The sequence below is a fragment of the Paraburkholderia sp. OAS925 genome, assembly GCF_040543975.1.
In the GTDB taxonomy this organism is placed as follows: domain Bacteria; phylum Pseudomonadota; class Gammaproteobacteria; order Burkholderiales; family Burkholderiaceae; genus Paraburkholderia; species Paraburkholderia graminis.
The window spans coordinates 1,104,716-1,122,076 of the sequence record NZ_JBEUNO010000001.1 but is presented as its reverse complement, the minus strand read 5'-3'; the positions used below and the strand labels follow the sequence as shown (position 1 = coordinate 1,122,076).

The 17,361-nt window shown below is 59.5% G+C and carries 9 protein-coding genes and 2 pseudogenes; 5 read left to right on the top strand and 6 right to left on the bottom strand.

Annotated elements, in window-relative coordinates:
- Nucleotides 1-450: 450 nt before the first annotated feature.
- The 3 genes from ABIE53_RS04940 to ABIE53_RS31970 form a co-directional block, all read right to left on the bottom strand.
- A complete protein-coding gene (locus ABIE53_RS04940) occupies nucleotides 451-816 on the bottom strand; it encodes a hypothetical protein (protein WP_192700080.1) in 366 nt (121 codons plus the stop codon).
- A 54-nt stretch (nucleotides 817-870) separates the two neighbouring features.
- Nucleotides 871-1,092 (bottom strand): hypothetical protein, encoded by a 222-nt coding sequence (locus ABIE53_RS04935; RefSeq protein WP_376914724.1) that lies wholly within the window; start codon nucleotides 1,090-1,092, stop codon nucleotides 871-873.
- Nucleotides 1,093-2,331: 1,239 nt separating this feature from the next.
- Entirely contained in the window at nucleotides 2,332-2,508 is a 177-nt protein-coding gene (locus ABIE53_RS31970) for an outer membrane protein assembly factor BamE (protein ID WP_502922734.1), read from the bottom strand.
- 89 nt (nucleotides 2,509-2,597) lie between these two features.
- Here ABIE53_RS31970 and ABIE53_RS04925 point away from each other — a divergent pair.
- Nucleotides 2,598-3,302 (top strand): annotated as a pseudogene (locus ABIE53_RS04925) (SDR family oxidoreductase).
- 120 nt (nucleotides 3,303-3,422) lie between these two features.
- Here ABIE53_RS04925 and ABIE53_RS04920 read toward each other — a convergent pair.
- Nucleotides 3,423-4,352, bottom strand: coding sequence for a LysR family transcriptional regulator (locus ABIE53_RS04920; protein WP_192700078.1), 930 nt, complete (start codon nucleotides 4,350-4,352; stop codon nucleotides 3,423-3,425).
- A gap of 127 nt (nucleotides 4,353-4,479) precedes the next feature.
- Here ABIE53_RS04920 and ABIE53_RS04915 point away from each other — a divergent pair, with 127 nt between their 5' ends.
- The 4 genes and pseudogenes from ABIE53_RS04915 to ABIE53_RS04900 all read left to right on the top strand — a co-directional run.
- Nucleotides 4,480-5,253, top strand: a complete 774-nt coding sequence (locus ABIE53_RS04915) for an SDR family NAD(P)-dependent oxidoreductase (protein WP_192700077.1) — start codon at nucleotides 4,480-4,482, stop codon at nucleotides 5,251-5,253.
- A gap of 13 nt (nucleotides 5,254-5,266) precedes the next feature.
- Nucleotides 5,267-6,250 carry an aldo/keto reductase gene (locus ABIE53_RS04910; RefSeq protein ID WP_192700076.1) on the top strand — a complete coding sequence of 328 codons (984 nt, stop codon included), beginning with the start codon at nucleotides 5,267-5,269 and terminating at the stop codon, nucleotides 6,248-6,250.
- The gene (locus tag ABIE53_RS04905) at nucleotides 6,231-6,482 is read left to right on the top strand and encodes a hypothetical protein (protein ID WP_192700075.1); all 252 of its coding nucleotides are present in this window, start codon (nucleotides 6,231-6,233) and stop codon (nucleotides 6,480-6,482) included. The genes ABIE53_RS04910 and ABIE53_RS04905 overlap by 20 nt, the downstream gene beginning before the upstream one ends.
- A gap of 422 nt (nucleotides 6,483-6,904) precedes the next feature.
- Nucleotides 6,905-7,218: pseudogene (locus ABIE53_RS04900) on the top strand (IS3 family transposase); the annotation flags it as partial.
- Nucleotides 7,219-9,403: 2,185 nt separating this feature from the next.
- Here ABIE53_RS04900 and ABIE53_RS04895 read toward each other — a convergent pair.
- Together ABIE53_RS04895 and ABIE53_RS04890 are read right to left on the bottom strand one after the other, a co-directional pair.
- Complete coding sequence (locus ABIE53_RS04895; RefSeq protein WP_192700074.1) at nucleotides 9,404-15,529, bottom strand: YDG domain-containing protein; 6,126 nt, start codon at nucleotides 15,527-15,529, stop codon at nucleotides 9,404-9,406.
- Between the two features lie 36 nt (nucleotides 15,530-15,565).
- Nucleotides 15,566-17,311 (bottom strand): ShlB/FhaC/HecB family hemolysin secretion/activation protein, encoded by a 1,746-nt coding sequence (locus tag ABIE53_RS04890; protein WP_192700073.1) that lies wholly within the window; start codon nucleotides 17,309-17,311, stop codon nucleotides 15,566-15,568.
- Nucleotides 17,312-17,361 lie beyond the last annotated feature (50 nt).

Genomic DNA, 17,361 nt, shown 5'->3' with positions numbered 1-17,361 from the left:
CAAAAACTAGCCCTGACCATTCCGAGGTGAATTTCGGCCAGGACCTGAGAGACGGGGCGAGGCCGTGGGCTGGCGAGCCGAGGGCACTCATTGCAATTGTTAACGGCCCCAAGTTACCGTACTTGAGGCTAATGTTGACGAAGAGCACCTCGCGAGACTAATAGTCCGGCCGCACTGCCTGTCACCGGAAGGCCGACGTCTGCAGTCTGGCGAGCCGTTGAGACCTCAAATGTCAACGGACACGTGCCCTGCCTTCGTCCGACGCCCCTTTCGGTTCCCAAAGGGTTAACATTGAATTCATCTGTTCGTGCTTGCTCACAGGTCAGACGTGCGCCTAGCTGATGTTCAATCCAGGCGCCAGCCCAACAGACAACCAGTCGCCGGATTTGGAAGATCGGACCCAACGAACGCGGCCAGGCATCCAACGCCCGGTGAATCGCAATGGACTCCTTATCGATCGTATGGACCGTCAACGGATTTGTCGCCGAGAGCGCTAGCTAGAACCGAGACGTCGACGGGTTTTTGCAGAACAGCGTCGAATAGACTGATGGCGGCAAAATCAATAGCTGATGGTTCCCACAGCGCGATCACTTTGCAACGACCTAGCTTGGGATCGCTGCGCAGTGCTTTGCATATGCGTACCGCATCTTCGCCCGTGGCGATATCGAGAAGTGCGGCATCTGCCGCCCAGTCCGCGGCCGTGATGGCCGCTGTGGCGGCTGGCCACGCGACGGCCGCCTCATGCCCGATCGATCTAATCTCCTCCGCGATCACCTTGACCGCCGGCAGATGGCTGCCGCTGACAACAATCTTCATGTCTTCTGCAGTAAGTGGGAGGCGAAACCACCTTCGTCTGTCGTTGCCAGCATGTTAGCGTCCGCGGCGAGGGGTTTTGAACTCACGCACTGCAGACGCGATATCGTTGCTCCCGCGCCGGCGCAGTTCCTCTTCAAGCAGTCGCTGGAAGACAGGCAATTCGCTGTCGCCATTGAGTTTGCGGAATTCGTCCATCACTTCCGAGATTGCACCTGTCCGTTTGTCATTCGTGAGCGCACTTCTGATGTGGGAGGCCCCACGGGCGAGTTTCAACATGTACAGGGTGCGGATAACCGCCCTGCCTGCGCACTCAGTCTTTCGTCCTGGCATGAGATCGTCTCCGCGGTTGTGAATGCGCCATGCGACAGTTTTGATCTACCCTCACTGCTCGCCCTTGCGAATATGCTGCGGCATATCCCGACAGTCGAACGGACCCGAGAGGTCATTGTCGCTGGCTTGCTACCGCCTGTCCGATGAGCGGTGATCAACAAATATCGCTGGCCAGTTGAGTGGCACTGAGCCTGACTGGCATGAATGGACTGCCAAGCCTTTACGATAGTCACTTAGGCAAAAATCTCAAGCGGAAGGCTAGGCAAGACCTGAGCCGGGCCGCGCAGCTCGCACCGGCTGCGGTGGACAAGGGTGATCCCTGGGGTATGGCTGGGCGGGCGGCCGTCGCTCGCCCGGATACCGACTATCTTGCGATTAGCTGCCTTCGGTCCCGCGGTGCTGGGGCTGGCTTTGAGCATCGCCTGGATTCCAATGCCGACGGCCGCGGGGCCGTCTCGGCGATTGCCGCCTGTCGATGCATTCGAGCCGCATCGACAGTTGCGCCAGCGCGAGGCAAACGACGCCGCTGCTGCAAGCGGGTACCTTCGACACGACCGAGGCCATTGACCCGGACGTCATGCTAGGCGAGCGCTGCACCGCAAGACCGGTAGTAGTCCGGACGGCAAACCTATCGACGCGGGACCGCACATGCTGACCGCATGTTTGGAAAGGAGCGCTGTTTGCGGGGGAGACGCACCTCTCCCAATCGCGGCGCGGCGCCTATAGGGGCCACGCCGTGAGCGTTGGTCAGAAACACGGCGAATTTTGCGCTCCGTTATCGCTCAATGTCTTCTCGAGGCGCGCGAGTCGTCCGATGACAGGCAGTCATCCCTGGCCACGGATTTGGTGGCGGAAAGGCCACGATAGGGGAGCGCAGCGCTCCCGCAGGGAATGTTCAGCGCGCTGGAAGCGCGGGCCATAGTTTCAGACCCGGCCGGCCACTCGCGCACAGCCGGTGGGCCGGCAGACCTTCTGGATTGGACGTGCCATCGATGCGGGCCACGCCTGTCTTTTGCTTCAGGGCACGACTTACTCGAGGGCTACTAACCGATGCTGTGAGCCTTAGTCAGGGGTTCGCAATGCTTAACGCTTTGCGTGCGCCACTGTATTTCTGGCAGGTCTCGTCCTGCCAACGCGTGGTTAATACCCGGTTCTGGTCGTCAAACTGGACCTGGTACTGGCAGTTCAGCACTCCGTCCTTCGTGGAAAGTGGAAAGCATAGTTCCACACCCGCACATGGAAGACAGACTCATGGAAATGGGGCGGTCCGATCAGCGCGTAAAGCTGATTCTTGGTCATGCCCGGCGCAACCTTGCTTACGCTTTCGGTGTTTGGGAATGAGCCCTCCGGCCAGGTCGAGATGTCAGGTGCGGGAAACGCTGTGTCGGTGGCGGTCGGCCCATGCGCCCGGTGAGCCGGCGCGCCTGCGATTAACCCTCTGCAGGATTCTGATGAAAATCGAAGGTTCTGTTGTTTTCGTAACGGGCGGGAACCGCGGCCTCGGTCTCGAGTTCGCCAAACAGGCGCTCGAAAGAGGGCGCGCAAGGTGTATGCGGGCGCGGGCGATCCGGCCAGTGTGACGTTGCGGCGCGTCGTGCGGGTGAAACTGGGCGTGACCGATCCAGCGGCCGTCGCGGCTGCTGCCGAGGCGGCGGGTGACGTCACGCTGCTGATCAACAATGCGGGCATAGCGCGGCTTGGCAGCCTGATGGACGACGGCGCAATCGACGCGTTGCGCGATCACCTCGAGACCAATGTGTTTGGCATGCTGGCGATGTCGCGGGCGTTCGCGGGCAACCTCGCCGGCAACGGCGGCGGCGCGATTCTGAACGTACTTTCGGTCGCGAGCTGGGTGAACCGGCCGATCCTCTCTGGTTACGGCGTGTCGAAGTCGGCCGCATGGGCGCTGACCAACGGCCTGCGTCATTCGTTGCGCGAGCAGCATACGCAAGTCGTCGGGCTTCATGCCGGCTTCATCGATACGGATCTGACGCGTGGCCTGGAAGTGCCGAAGGCGACGCCGGCCGACGTCGTGCGTCAGGCATATGACGCAATTGAGGCCGGCGCGGAGGGGGGTATCCACCGACGAGTTCACACGTGAGGTCAAAGCCACACTGTCCTCAGGCGTCTATCTCAACGAGCCGGTTGCTGATTAACGGCATTGGAGCGCTGGTCCGTCGCATGCGAACGCGTGCGACGGGCAGCATGACGAACATCCACGTCAAATAAACCTTTGCGGCAAAGGCAACAGCGGCAATTGGCGGCGCAGGTCCGGCTCACTCACGCGACCTTGAAATCTTCGCGAGTGACTGCTGTTTCCGGATGATATTGATCAAGCTAAGCAACGCCGGGTGGTTGTATCGACGACCACTGTAGTACATATGGAGTGGATCCTCTGCGCACGCATGGTCTTCGAGAACAACTCTCAGGGTACGCCGCGCCAGCTCATCGGCGATTCGAGCCTCGAGTAGATACGCTATACCCATTCCTGCCTTGCACGCGCTAATCGTGGTCGCGGTATCGTTGATCGTGATCGACCCCGGCACTCGGATCGGGGTTGTTTTACCTGCAACGCTGACTTCCCAACGGTAGCTCGAATTGTCACCGAGCAAAAGCTGAAGGCAGTTGTGATCAGCCAGTTCGCTGACGTGACGAGGAGTGCCGTGTTTCTTCAGGTAGGCGGGCGACGCGGCCATCACCCATCGCTGCGGGCCGGTAAGCGGCACTGCAATCATGTCTTCGGGTACATGATGACCGTAGCGGATGCCGGCGTCGTATCCTTCTGCAACGATGTCGATCGGCCGGTTGTCGACCACGACCGTAAGCTGCACATCGGGGCACAGGCGTGCGAATTCCGGCAATGCCGGTGCGACCAGCAAGTGGGCGGCATCCGCGAAAACATTCAGGCGTAAAGAGCCGAGTCGCGCGGTACCCGGCGCTTCAAAACTCTCGAGAGCGGAGCCGATCTGATTGAAGCCGTCTTCCAGCCGGGAAGCGAGATCGAGCCCCGCCTCCGTGGGCGAAACCGCCCTGCTCGTCCGGTTAAGCAGCTTTGCGCCGAGGCGGTCTTCCAGCCTCCGCATCGCGTGACTGACTGCTGACGGCGTCTGCCCGAGTTCAATTGCAGCCAGCCGGAAATTCCGGCACCTGACTATCGCAAGAAACAGCCTTAAGTCCGCAAAATCGATCCGGTCGTTCTTTGCCATGATGAATGCTGTTCATCGTTCCAGTGAATCCGTTTCATTCTACGGTATGTAATCATTTTCTTCGTCGCGAATCCCGGAGCGCTGCGGCGTATGCCCCGCTCGTGTTTATCCATTCGGAGGAAATTCCATGCATGGACTTGAGCAAACACAGATCGGCGATCTGAAGGATACGAGAGTTCTCGTCACGGGCGGCTCGACTGGAATTGGAGCGGCTATTGTTCGCGCATTTGCCGCACAGGGCGCGCACGTGGTCGCGCATTTCAACGAGAGCGAAGCGGCTGCGCAAGCGCTGCGTGCGGAATCGCCGGAGCGCATTCATCTTGTCCAGGGCGACGTCAGCGAGCCGGGCGAAGCATCGAGGGTTGTGAAGGAAGCGGCGCAACTGCTGGGCGGACTCGATGGGCTCATCAATAACGCCGGTGCCATGTTGGGACGGTTGGCATCCATAAGCGCCTCGGCCAACCACTTCGAACGCGTCGTCAATCTGAACGCAAGATCGGTTTGGGAAGCGACCTCGGCTGCCCATCCGTTTCTCAAGGAATCACGTGGTTACGTCATCAATACGTCGTCCGTTGCTGCGCGTACGGGCGGCGGCGCGGGAGCGGTGCTTTACGCGGCGTCAAAAAGCTTTGTCAGCAGTTTGACCCGTGGCCACGCAAAGGAATTTGTAAACGACGGAATCCGGGTCAACGCAGTAGCACCCGGACTCATACAGACGCCGTTCCACGACAAATACACGCCGCCGGAAATCTGGGCGTCGCAGACTGCCACGGTGCCGATGGGCAGAGAAGGTCTGCCGGAGGAGTGCGTCGGCGCGTTCCTGTTCCTCGCGTCTCCCGCCATGTCGGGATACATCACGGGGCAGATCATCGAGGTCAACGGCGGACAACTCATGCCATGAACGGAGAATCAAAATGAAAGAACGGAAGTTCGGACACGCAGAAAAGAGCGTCTCTGAAATCGGGTTTGGCGCGTGGGCCATTGGAGGTTCATGGGGCGACGTCGCCGAGAGCGATGCAAAGGCGGCTCTGCATGCGGCGCTCGATAGCGGTACAACCTTCATTGACACCGCCGACGTTTACGGCGACGGCCGCTCGGAGCGGATCATCGCGGACGTGCTCAAGGAACGTTCGGGACCGCGGCCATTCGTTGCGACCAAGGCTGGGCGGCGACTGGACCCGCACGTGGCGCAAGGCTACACCGCAGCGAATCTGAATGCATTTGTCGACCGGTCCTTGAAGAACCTGAAGATGGAGCGGCTCGATCTCGTACAGCTTCATTGTCCACCGACCGAGGTCTATTACCAGCCGGAGGTTTTCGATGCGATGGACCGCATGGTCGCAGCGGGAAAGATCAGCAGCTACGGTGTGTCGGTCGAGAAAGTCGAAGAAGGTCTGAAAGCGATCGAATATCCGGGTGTGAAGTCGGTACAGATCATCTACAACATTTTCAGGCAAAGGCCAGCCCGCTTTATTCAGGAAGCTCGTGACCGAGGAGTCGCCGTTATCGTCCGGGTGCCTCTTGCGTCGGGCCTGCTCACCGGAAAAATGACGCGCGAGACGACGTTTGCGGCCAATGACCATCGCCTTTTCAATCGTAACGGCGAGGCCTTCGACAAGGGCGAGACCTTTGCCGGCGTTCCTTATGACGTCGCGCTGGACGCCGTCGAGGAAATCCGCTCACTCGTACCGCAAAACGCCACGATGGCGCAGTTTGCGCTTCGCTGGATCCTCATGAACGACGGAGTGACGACTGTCATCCCAGGGGCGAAGAACGCAGCGCAAGCCAAAGCAAACGCTGAGGCGAGCGAACTGCCGGCGCTGACAGATTCGGCCATGGAGGTCCTTCGCGCGCTATATCTGCAAAAGATCGCGCCGTTTGTCCATCATCAGTGGTAAAACTTTGTTAAAAAACCGTCGAGCATTGCTTTCCGGTTACCGGCCGGAAACACCGGCAATCAGCGAAAAACCGGGCGGCCCGCATCGCGAAAAAGCATTCATTGCCCGCCCGGCGGTTGCACATGACACCGCAAACGCAGGCGGGTCAACGGCCATAGCAAATGCTCGTCGGTCGGACGCCGGCCAGCTGCTGCATGTCACTTTGCTGTCGTTGGCGATGCATGCAGGTTAGCGTCGACTCAGGAAAGTACGAATGAGTCTCGCGCGTCGGGCGTCTCGCGACCCTAATCCGGTCTGCCGCCGGTGCGATCAATGGCACGTCCCGGCAGCCGCATTGCAAAGGCGAATCACCACTCCTCTTTCGATGTCTCTTGATAATGCTTGGTGAGCAGGTCAAGAACAAACTGCGATGCCGTCTCCATGTATGCCGCATCGACGGAGATTAAGCCCGTCGCATCAGTTCGACGGCATGAGCCAATGAGCCGAATGGCCGGTCGACGCGAATTTTATCGACTGTTACGTCATGGATGGGAAGAAGCGTTTCAGGTCGGCCGCATCATTTTTGGTCGAGACGACGTCAACCTTAGCTACCGAGTCCTCAGTCAGCTTTAATTGCGACGCCTTCACGCGCCAAGCGCGCCGTGCTCTATTTGAAGTTGGGTAAGCGCGTCGGGGCGACCATCCGACTGCTGGGATACCATGCTTGAGGCGAGTATCGAGACCATAGCCAGAAGCAATAAACGGCCTGTGGTTCACTCCGATCGTGGACCGCACTATCGTTGGCCTGGATGGCTCTTCGGACGGCTCAAGAGGAGTGGTTCTATCACCGGGACTGGCGTACGACCATTGAGCAATTCATCGAGGTCCTCGACTCTTGCATCCGCTGGTATAACGCAAAGCGGATCAAAATCTCGCTCGGCTCTCTCAGCCCGCTTGAATACCGGGAGAGTCTAGGAATGGCAGCATAACCAGTCCAAGTATTTAGCCGCCCCCCTAGTGGGTCAGTTTCCGGCGCAAATCAACAACCGATATGTCGCCATGCGAGCTTGGCGTAAGTCAGCTGTTGCGAGCCTCTGCCATCAGAGACTCATAGTCGCGGAGAGCACCCCAAGCGGCACACCGTCACGTCGGACGCCTGACATCTGCTCATGCGGTGGCGACCCTGTCGAGCAATCGCTGCAGCCGTTCTTTCTGTGGCCGCACGAGTCCGTGCGTCGCATATGCCTGAAGAACCCGACCGCGCCAGTAAGTCTGCGCGAACAACGAGTTGGCGCTTTCCGCGCACAAAACCCGTTCAAGGTGCCTGATGGCGGCGTCAACGTTTTGCGGCGTGTAGGGGCTGACCCATGCGCCCGCTTTTGCGGTGTTCATGTGTGTCCTCTCAGGTACAAAGCTTGTTTTGCTAACACCGTGCATCGGGGGCCGAAGGCTTGTCGCTGCTCACCGCGAAATTGGCCGGGCGCGTCTGCATGTAATCGTAAAGAAAGATACATGAAAGGATGGCGTGAATAAACCGGGTTTACCCCGCTGGATTTGGGAGATGGTCAGATAAACCCCGCACGTTCGTGGCGCACAAAGATACGCCGCGGCGCTGCGTAAGCCCTTTACGCTAACTATCCATCGGCTACGCCGACCATACGCGCCGGCCGTCTGAGGTGCCGCGGCTTGGCATGTCGTGGACTGCGGCGGGTCCCTACCAACCGCTTACGAGCTACTTGGACGCCAAGCGGAAGCAGCCCGGCTCGAGCGAACCAGACTTTCAATGTAAGCGGACAGAGCGGCAAACCAACGTCGCGGACAAGCACAAGTTGGTTCTTGAGCAGACGAAACGGGAGGATCAGGTTCATATCGACGACCAAGCGTGCCTAGTGTCCCTACCAAACAAGGAATTGGCTACCACACGATTTGAGGATCGTTACGTTCAAGCGTGTACACAATGGGAAGTTGCATGCGTGCTGGATCGCAATTAGAACATTGATCGACAGGGCGAAAAGGTCATTGATTTGGACGCTGCTGGATTTCCTTTTCAGCTTGATCCGGACAGTCCAGACGGGGTTGTCCTCGCAAAGATCGAGGTTGCCCAGAAGACATTTGCTGTTGGCGATCAAATCCGATGGACTCCTGATGAATTGCCTGGAATCTGCCTCTTCTACCAGATGGTGATTGACAGAGTGACGCAAGCGGTCCAAGAGGACAAAAGACTGTGGCGTAGTTTTCGACCAGGCTGAAGCGTCGAAGCGTCCAACCTGAAGGGGGTTGCAGAAACTATCCAGCGGCAAGGCGACCTCCGCCGCCGCACCCTGTCCGTTTGCCCACCTTCCGATCTGGCCGACAACCTGTCAGCGACAAAACCCGTTCGGAGTGACTGCTGTCACCTCCGAACGCGACACGTGGGCTAAGATGGCCTGGCCGGCCGATATGGGTCGGGCTGCGTCAGCCCGCTTTTCCACTTCATCGCCGGAAAGCGGCCAGCGGAATCTCGCGGCCCGGGGGCAAACAGTCGCCAATGCGTGCTCCCGACCCCGTAGTCGCCACCGGGCCAGCAACGCCACAACGGCCGCCTTCTGATACCTAACGGGCGTCCATGCGCAGCACTCTCGCCACGTTTGCGCGACGCGTCCAGTGGTTCGCCGCACACCTTGGTGCCCGATCGTTCGGTTCGGGAGGACTCCTGCCGAGAATGCCGGAATCTTCCCACCGATATGCTCGGTCCACTGATTAGGACGCAGCAGCGCTCTGGGTCGTCTGCCGGCGATGACATTTACGTCGAGAGAAGGCGATGCTCTTAGATGAACTGTTCGGGCGTCGCGAGAGGCTGACCAGCGATCTCCGCTGCGCTTCTGTCGACGCCCGCAAGCAGTTGCTCCTGCTGATCGATCTTGACTACCAAAAAATGGGCGACAAGGGAAGGATTGCGGTCCAAGCCAAGGGGCTTTACGAATTCGTCCGGCGACACCTGCTCGAAGCGAATCCCCTTTCCGGGCGTCCCCGCGAGAATGCCCCTGAGTTCGATGTGGCTCCCGGAACCCCTGAAGCGAGACGGTTACCGCTCAATTGCTCCGAGCACGGCTACATTGGAGTAAAAAACCAAACAAAAAAGCCCGGCGATTTCGCGCCGGGCTCGAGGGCCGCCTGGTTTCAGCGGTTACAGCATCAGGCGTTGTTCGCGCCGTTACCGTTGCGTGCTTCGATAACGACCGCCTTCACTGCCTTGACGCCGATACCGAGTTGCTTCTTCGCGACGGCCAGACCGTAGCTCGCAGCGATTTCGTCGCTGTCGTTGACGCCGTTCGGCACGATGACGACCAGCGTACCGTCGTTGAGCATCCGAACGCGGTATTCCGTCACCGCGCCGTCTGCACGAACAACCGTGCCGTTCTTCCAGTCGGTGCCCGTGCCCTTCAGGTCCGGCGTCTTGTTGATCAGGCTCGGCGTACCTTCCAGTTCAATGGCGTTGCCGCGATCGACCACGTGGAACGTGCCACGGTTGTCCAGCGCTTCCGGACGATCCGAGCGGAACACAACAAGCGTGTTACGTTGTGGGCGTTCTTCAAGTGCGTCGTTCAGGCCCAGACTCGCCTTGCCGTCCATACTCAGGACAGAAGTCGAGAGCGCACCGTCAGCGATATCGACTGCATCACCACGTTGAGCCAGGGTCACCGGCAGGCCAGCGACGAGCGCCGGAGCTTCCGTCTTCGCGATTGCTCCGTCGCTGACGACCTTGCCCGCGTTATTCGTGGCTTGCGCCGTACCGTTCACACCCGTGGCGTCAGCAACGAGCGCAGACGGGTTGTAGCTCGGGCGAACGTCTGCTTGCGCGACAACAGCCGACGTGTCGAGGATGTAGTTGCCTGCATCTGCGCCGGCCAACGACAGACCTTCGCCGCTCACCGGCTTGTTCGTGCCGATGTTGCTGTTGTCGAACCTGCCGGTATCGCCGACGATCGAGACCTTGTCGCCCGCAACCACGCCATGCAGCGCCAGATCGTTCACTGCTGCAACCGTCTGGCCATCATACGGCTTGTCCTTCGCAGAACCAGTCGCGGTGACGACCTTTTGGCTGATGTCAGCCTTCGCAACTTCCTTTGACGTGTTGAGCGAATAGTTGTTCGCGTCGTTGCCCGTCAGGACCAGACCGGAGCCGTTCACCGACTTGTTCTTGCCTGCGTTGCGGGAGTCGAAGTCGCCGCTTGAGCCTTCTGCACGAATGTCGTCACCGTCCACCAGACCGGAGAGCTTGACGTCGGACAGGTGAGCGATAGTGTTGCCGTCGTAGACCTTGTTATCGGCCTTCGCAGACGCTTCGATCGTCTTCGGCGTGATCGCAGCTTTGCCGACTTCCGCCTGGTTGTCGAAGACGTAGTTTTGCGCGTCTTCGCCTGCGAGCGTCAGGCCACTGCCGTTGACCGACTTGCCCTTGCCTGCGTTCTTGTCTGCGAACGTACCGACCGTCCCGTCCACACGCAGATCATCGCCTGCCACCACATCGTTGGCGTGCGCATTCTTCAGTTCTGCGACCGTACTGCCGTCGTAGACCTTATCGGATGCGGTAGCCGTCAACGTGATTGACTTCGGCGTGATACTTGCCGTAGCGACTTGGTGGTTTGTGTCCAGAACGTAATTGCCGGAGTCGTCACCCACGAGCGAGAGACCTTCGCCGTTGACGGATTTGGACTGGCCGACGTTCTTCGTGTCGAACCTGCCGGTCGTGCCGTCTGCGGCAACGACATCGTTACCGATGACACCAGTCAGCTTTACGTTACTCAGGTCAGCCGTGACGTTGCCGTCATAGGTCTTGTCCTTTGCGTTCGCGGTAGCCGTGATGACTTTCCGATCGATGTTGGCCTGCGCAACCGTGTCGTTCGCCAGAACGTAGTTGTTGGCGTCGTTACCCGTCAGACCGAGGCCCGTTGCGTGGACAGCCTTCCCCGTACCTGCGTTCCTGTCTTCAAACGTAGCGCCCGTCGCAGTCGAACCGATGTTGTCGCCGTTAATGGTGCCATTGAGCGTGATTGCACCGATCGTGGCCGTGGTCGTCGCATCGTAGACCTTGTCCTCGGCCGTGGCGCTTGCCGTGATGGTCTTCGGTGTGATCGAAGCACCGGTGACCGTCGTCGTCAGATCATAGTTCTGTGCGTCTGCACCAGCCAGCGACAGGCCCGAACCGACAACAGACTTGCCCGTACCGGCATTCTTGTCAGAGAACGAACCGGTATTGCCCGAAATGGACAGGTTATCGCCCGCAACAATGCCAGCCGTGTCGAGTGCGACGTTCGTCAGGTCCGCATGGTTCGTGCCGTCGTACACCTTGTCCTGCGCAGCAGCCGTGCCCGTGATCGCGCGCTTGCTGACATCGGCGGTCATGTGCAGCGTTGCATCCTGCGAACCCGAGGCCAATACATAGTTGCCCGCGTCGTTGCCCGTCAGCGACGTAGTGACCGTCACATCCTTGCCGACACCCGCATTCTTGTCGGCAAACTGGCCGCTTGCAGCCGTGCTCACGTTGTCGCCGGCAATAACGCCGCTTACGGTCGTGTGAGCCGTGGTTGCCGTGTTGCCGTCGTAGACCTTGCTGTCCACGGTCGTAACGCTCGTGAGGGCCTTCGGCGTGATCGTGCCGATGTCACCTGAAAGCGTGTCTTCCGCGAGACGATAGCCATAGACCTGCACGACCTTCGAGCCGTCCGGGTTCGTGCTGCCCTGGTTCTGCGCGACGCCCAGCTTCACACCCGACAGCGTAACGGTCTTGCCCGTACCTGCGTTCTTGTCGCTGAACTGTGCGTTCGCGAGATTCGCGTCATTCAGGATCGCGAGCGGAACCTTGTCGCCGTCAATACCGACGAGGCCCGAGACCGCGACGTTACCGAGCGTAACCGTGTTGCCAGTCTGCGTACCATTTGCATCCGTGACAACGGTCGTGTTCGTTTGCGTGGCGGTCGTGCCGTCATACGTCTTCGTGACGTTGCCGACAAGCGTACCGGTCAGGACCGCAGAACGCGAGTACAGGTAACCGTTCTTGCCCGCCTGGTCGCCGTTCAGGATTTGAACGAGATCGGCGCGGTTGCCGACCGGATCGGTGATGACACCGTTCAGGTCCGGTTGACCACGGTCATCGAGCGATGCAACGTCAGTGCCGACCCAGTTTCCGTTGACGTTCTTGTACGTGCCGTCCGATTCCTTATACGTCGCTTCATAGACCTTGAAATCGACGTTCAGCTCGCGGCCGACATCCTTGTCCGGCGTCGTGGAGTAGACGAGCCAACGACCGCCTACCCCTACCGTCATCGCATCCGAGCCACGGTCGTTCACGAAGTTGCCGCCTTGCGACTCCTGCACGTCGGTGGACTTGTGGTCTGCCGTTGCTGCTGCGAGGATCGCGTTCGTTTCGGCCGTGACCGTGCCATTCTTCGTGATCACGACGTTGCCACGGCCTGTGCTCGTTACCGTTTGGTCTGCGTTTGCATCGCTGCCGACGTTGGCCGTATTGTGGTCGACGGAATCCGCTGCCTGGATGAACACGGAACCGTTGTTGTTCGTGACTGCACCATTCACGACAGCCGTGCCACCGATCAGGCCAACCTGGCCGGATGCGTTGAAGGTGAAGGGCGACGACGTACCATCCATGTGACCGACTTCGATCGTACCGAGATGATCAGTGCTGCCGATCGCCAGCGAAGGCGTACCTTGCTGTTGCAGATAAGCGAGGTCGCTTGCGCTCAGGAACGTGCTGGAAGTCGTGTTGCCGGTAACCGAACCGTCGCGGTTGACCGTGCCGTTACCGAGGACCACACCCTGGTCGTTGCTGACGAAGATGTTCGTGCCCTTGTCGGCCGACTTCAACTGCAGACCGGTCGTCGGGAGGCCCGTCACGCCTGTGTGGCTGATTGCGATCGTGCCACCTTCCAGACCGACGAGACCCGTGGTGGTCGTTGCCGCGCCGGTCTTGTCCAGAACGGACGGGTCGAGCGTCGTACCCGAGTCGAGCGTGACGGTGCTGTCCTTGTCCGTCTTGATCGTAGCGCCGCCGTGAATCTCCCAACCGGAGGTATTGACGTTACCGCCTACGCTAAGATCACCGCCGAGAATCGTCTTGTTGGCGGGTTTCGTTCCACCCGGACCGCCTGCATCGGGGACAGCCCGGAACGTGCCCGCTTGACGGGAGCAGCTACCATCGGTACACACCAGATCGACGGCACTTCCAAAGGTGAACGTTGCGGTTTGGCCCGAGTTGAAACCCCAGGCGTAGTTAAAATCGCCGCCGTTGGTCTTGATCTTGCTGCTGACCACCAGATTGCCGCCACCTGCGTGATCCGAATCAGCATGGAGGTAGACGTAGCCGCAATACGTCGTCAGGTCGCCAGAAATGGCGAGACCGTCTGCACCCAGAAGCGTAATCGTCCCTGCGCCCGGCGTAGCCGTATTCACGCCCGCCCAATCGGTGCTGCCGTAAGCGCTCGTGGATGTGGATTGGCCGTTTGCGTCCAGGCCACCGTGGGCGATCAGATTGAATACGCCCCGATTGGTATTCGGATCATTTCCCCCATTACCGATGGCACCACCGCCGAGCGCACCTGCTTCAATGAGGATGTGACCGGTTCCCGAAACTTCAAGGGTGTTGTGCGGATTATCGAATAAGATTCTATTCGACGTATCCAATCCATTGGACGCGTTCGAGGGATTAACTCCGCCATCAGCTTGAGCCGTGAAGCTGACATTGGGCTTCATCGTGATCTTGCCGTCACCACCATTACCATTCAGGTCGTGAAACTCGATAACGCCGGCACCTGCGCCATCGCTAATACCATTGGTGATCGTGGAGCTACCCTTGGCGTTTACCGACAACACCACCGACACATCCTGGGCTTCGAGCGACTTTTCATAAACGGCAGCACCCGTGACGTTAGTGCCGCCGTTGGGGTCGGAGCCGCCATAAACGTCAATGCGCGTGGGGTCAAGAAGCAGGGTTCCAGTCAAACCGTGCGCGGACAAGCCGTTGGTATAGCCTCGATAACTCAGGCTACCGAGACCCGAGACTTCGGCGAAACCGCCGTCACCACCGTCCTTGCCGCCACGAATAAAAATTTGGCCCGAAAACGCATTGGTGCCGTCCGACCAGACGGCGATCGTTCCGCCGTTGCCCTTTTGCGTCGCATCCGCCGACAGAACAACGTTCCTGCCTGTCGTGACCGCCGTCGCATTGTTGACAGTAGCGTCTTGACCACGAAGACCACCGCCGATCCTGATCGTACCACCACCCAATGCACCATCCGCCGTGATCGCCGCATTGTCGATCGCGATGGTCTTGCCTTGGATCACGACGTTACCGCCCACGCCGTCAGCCGATGAGGCGTTCAGCGTTCCCGCCACGGTCGTATTGCCGTTTGCTGCGTCGTTGTCCAGAACGATACGACCGTTCTTCGATTGCAGCGACCGCGCTTCGATCACGCCCGTGTTGTTGACCACGCTGCTGATAGCCGCGTCAGCAGCACGCGCCGTCAGGAGCACTGCTGAGCCGTCAGCCGAAATCTGACCTTCGTTGCTCACCAGTGCGTCGAGCGCGCCCTTCGTGACCTGAACGCTGATCAGACCGTCGCCGTTGAAGTCGAGATTGACATCCTGCCCGGCTGCGAGTGCAACGCCCTTCGCGTTGATGGTGCCCTGGTTCGTGACTTGCTGACCGATCAGCGCGACGACACCCTGGCTGTTGATCTTCCCCTGGTTGACGATGTTCCCCATTGCTCCGGTCAACTTCGTTTTGCCCGCGAGAAACTCGCTGTCGCTGATGTTCGCGCTCGAAGCAACGAGACCGGCGACGTTGATGGTCGCGCCCTTGCCGATGACCACGCCGCCGGGATTGATCAGCCATACCTGACCGTTTGCGTTCATGTTGCCAAGAATCTGGCTGGCACCGTTACCGCCGATGACACGGTTCAGCGAAACGGCCGCGCTGTTCGGTTGTGCGAACGTGACGGTATTGCCTTGGCCAATGTCGAAGCCGTTCCAGTTCGTGACCATCTTCCCGGAACTCTGGGTGATGGTCATGGACGAACCATTTTGCGTGATCGAGCCTTGGCCCGCCACAATTTGACCGCCAGTCGGAAGCGGCGGGGCTGCGTGCGCTGCGTCTGCCACGGCAACGACACCGAGGGCTGCGAGCAGGGCCGCGCTACATGCGCTGCGTTTGCCGCGAGCGTTCGTGTTCTCGGCTACGGCGACGAATGCACCGATCGTGGTGTTCCATATCAGCCGATAGACGTGATTCATTGATGCTTTTTTCATTTGCAGTCCTTTAAGATCGATCAGAAGGCCGTTCGGTCAGAACGCCATGCCGAGTTGGAGCCACGCGCGCCAGCTGGTATCCAGGCCATCGGCGTTGTTACCCGCCAGAGAAGCACCATCATTGCGGCCGATCGTCCGTGCAACAGCCGCGTGTGCGTTCCAACGACCGCTCCACACGTTCACGCCCAGACCTGCCGAGGTCAACGTCACCTTGTTCGTGTGCCCTTCGTTGATCTCCGAACCCGGGTAACCCGTGTGGTGCAAACGAATCTGGCCGACATCCACGAAGCCAAGCGCCTGAACCTTGACGGACGGAACGCCGATATTCACGAAACGGCGCAGTTCAACCGTTCCCATCCAGCCTTCGTCGCCCGAACCTTCGCCGACCGGATAACCGCGGACGCCAGTCGGACCACCGAGCAGGAACTTTTCCGAACTGTCGAGATTGGTGCTCGACAATTGACCCGCCCAACCACCGTAGACGCTCCAGTTCGGGTCGAGGGATTGCAGACGGCTGAAGTTCGCAGCGAGCTTCGTGAACGTGCCTTGCGTGCGCGCCGTCATCGAATCCGCCAGTTGATCAACCGGGTTGCCCGACAGGTCGACGTGACCGAACGTCACTGCGGCCCGGCCTTCCGTCACACCACCTTGCAGCAGACCGTCGTAACGGTTACCCGAGAGCGAGAACGTCACGTTGTCGAGCTTGCGCTTGCTCAGGCTTACATCAAGCGCGCTGTCCTTCAGATACTTGTGGTCGTACATCACGGTCGCATTGAGGTTCTGCGTGCGCGTACGAATGATCGGGTAATTCAAACCGGCCGAGCCAGTCACAGCCGAACCGCGCAGGTCGAGAGCCGAGTAAGCCTCCTGAACCACGCGATAATGCAGATACGAGCCGCCCAGCAACAGCGTCAGGCCAGTGGGCGTCAGCGGCAGGCTGTAGCCGAGGTTGGCGACTTCCGTGCCTTGGCTCTTGCTCAGACCGAGCGTGACCTGATCGCCCATACCAAGCGGATCGTTCACGAAAAACGTCGCCGTGCCGCGCTCGATGCCCGTGCTTCGGCTGCCATAGTTGTCGATGAACAGTTGGCCGTTGACGATCGGGGTCGGCGTCGTTTCGACGAGAAGCTTACTCGTGCCCGGTTGATCGCCCTTTTGCAGGATGGCCTTCGCGCTCACGCCCGGACGGTCGTTGATGAGCAGAAGTGCGCGTTCGAGGTCTTCCTTCTTCAGCGGGCGATCGGTCGGAAGGGCTGCGTTCGCGATGGCAGCGATACGCTCATTGCTGCTGCGAGTTTTGCCGTGGATGGTTACGCGGTTCTTGCCGGTTTCCAGGCGGCCTTCCACGATCGTGATGACGAGATTGCCCGCCGTCAGGTCTTGCGGTGCGAGGTACGCGTAAGCGAGTGCGTAGCCTCGACCGCGCAGATACTGGGTGATGGTGTCTGCGATTTTCTGCAAGCCCGCGTGGGTCAGTTTCTTGCCGACCATCAAGGCAGTAACAGACTGCAAATCTTCTGCATCTGCCACACTCTTGTCACCATCGAAGGTGATGGATTTCAGCGTCACGGTCGGGCCGACTTCTGGTTCGGCTGCGCCCGGTGCGGCTTCGGACGGGATCACTTCTTCCGGGGTTGTGGCTTGCGGTGCGCGCGGTTGTGGGGCGCTTTGCTGCTCGTTCAGGATCGAACCTGCATTCGGTAAAGATTGAGCGTAGACAGGAGCCGCCAGGATCAGGATCGCCAGACCAATAGGAGTGTGAAGTTTTCTTGTGAAGGTCATAGGTGGGTTATGGCCGTTGGTAGAGACTTAAAAATTGCCTCTGTTAAATA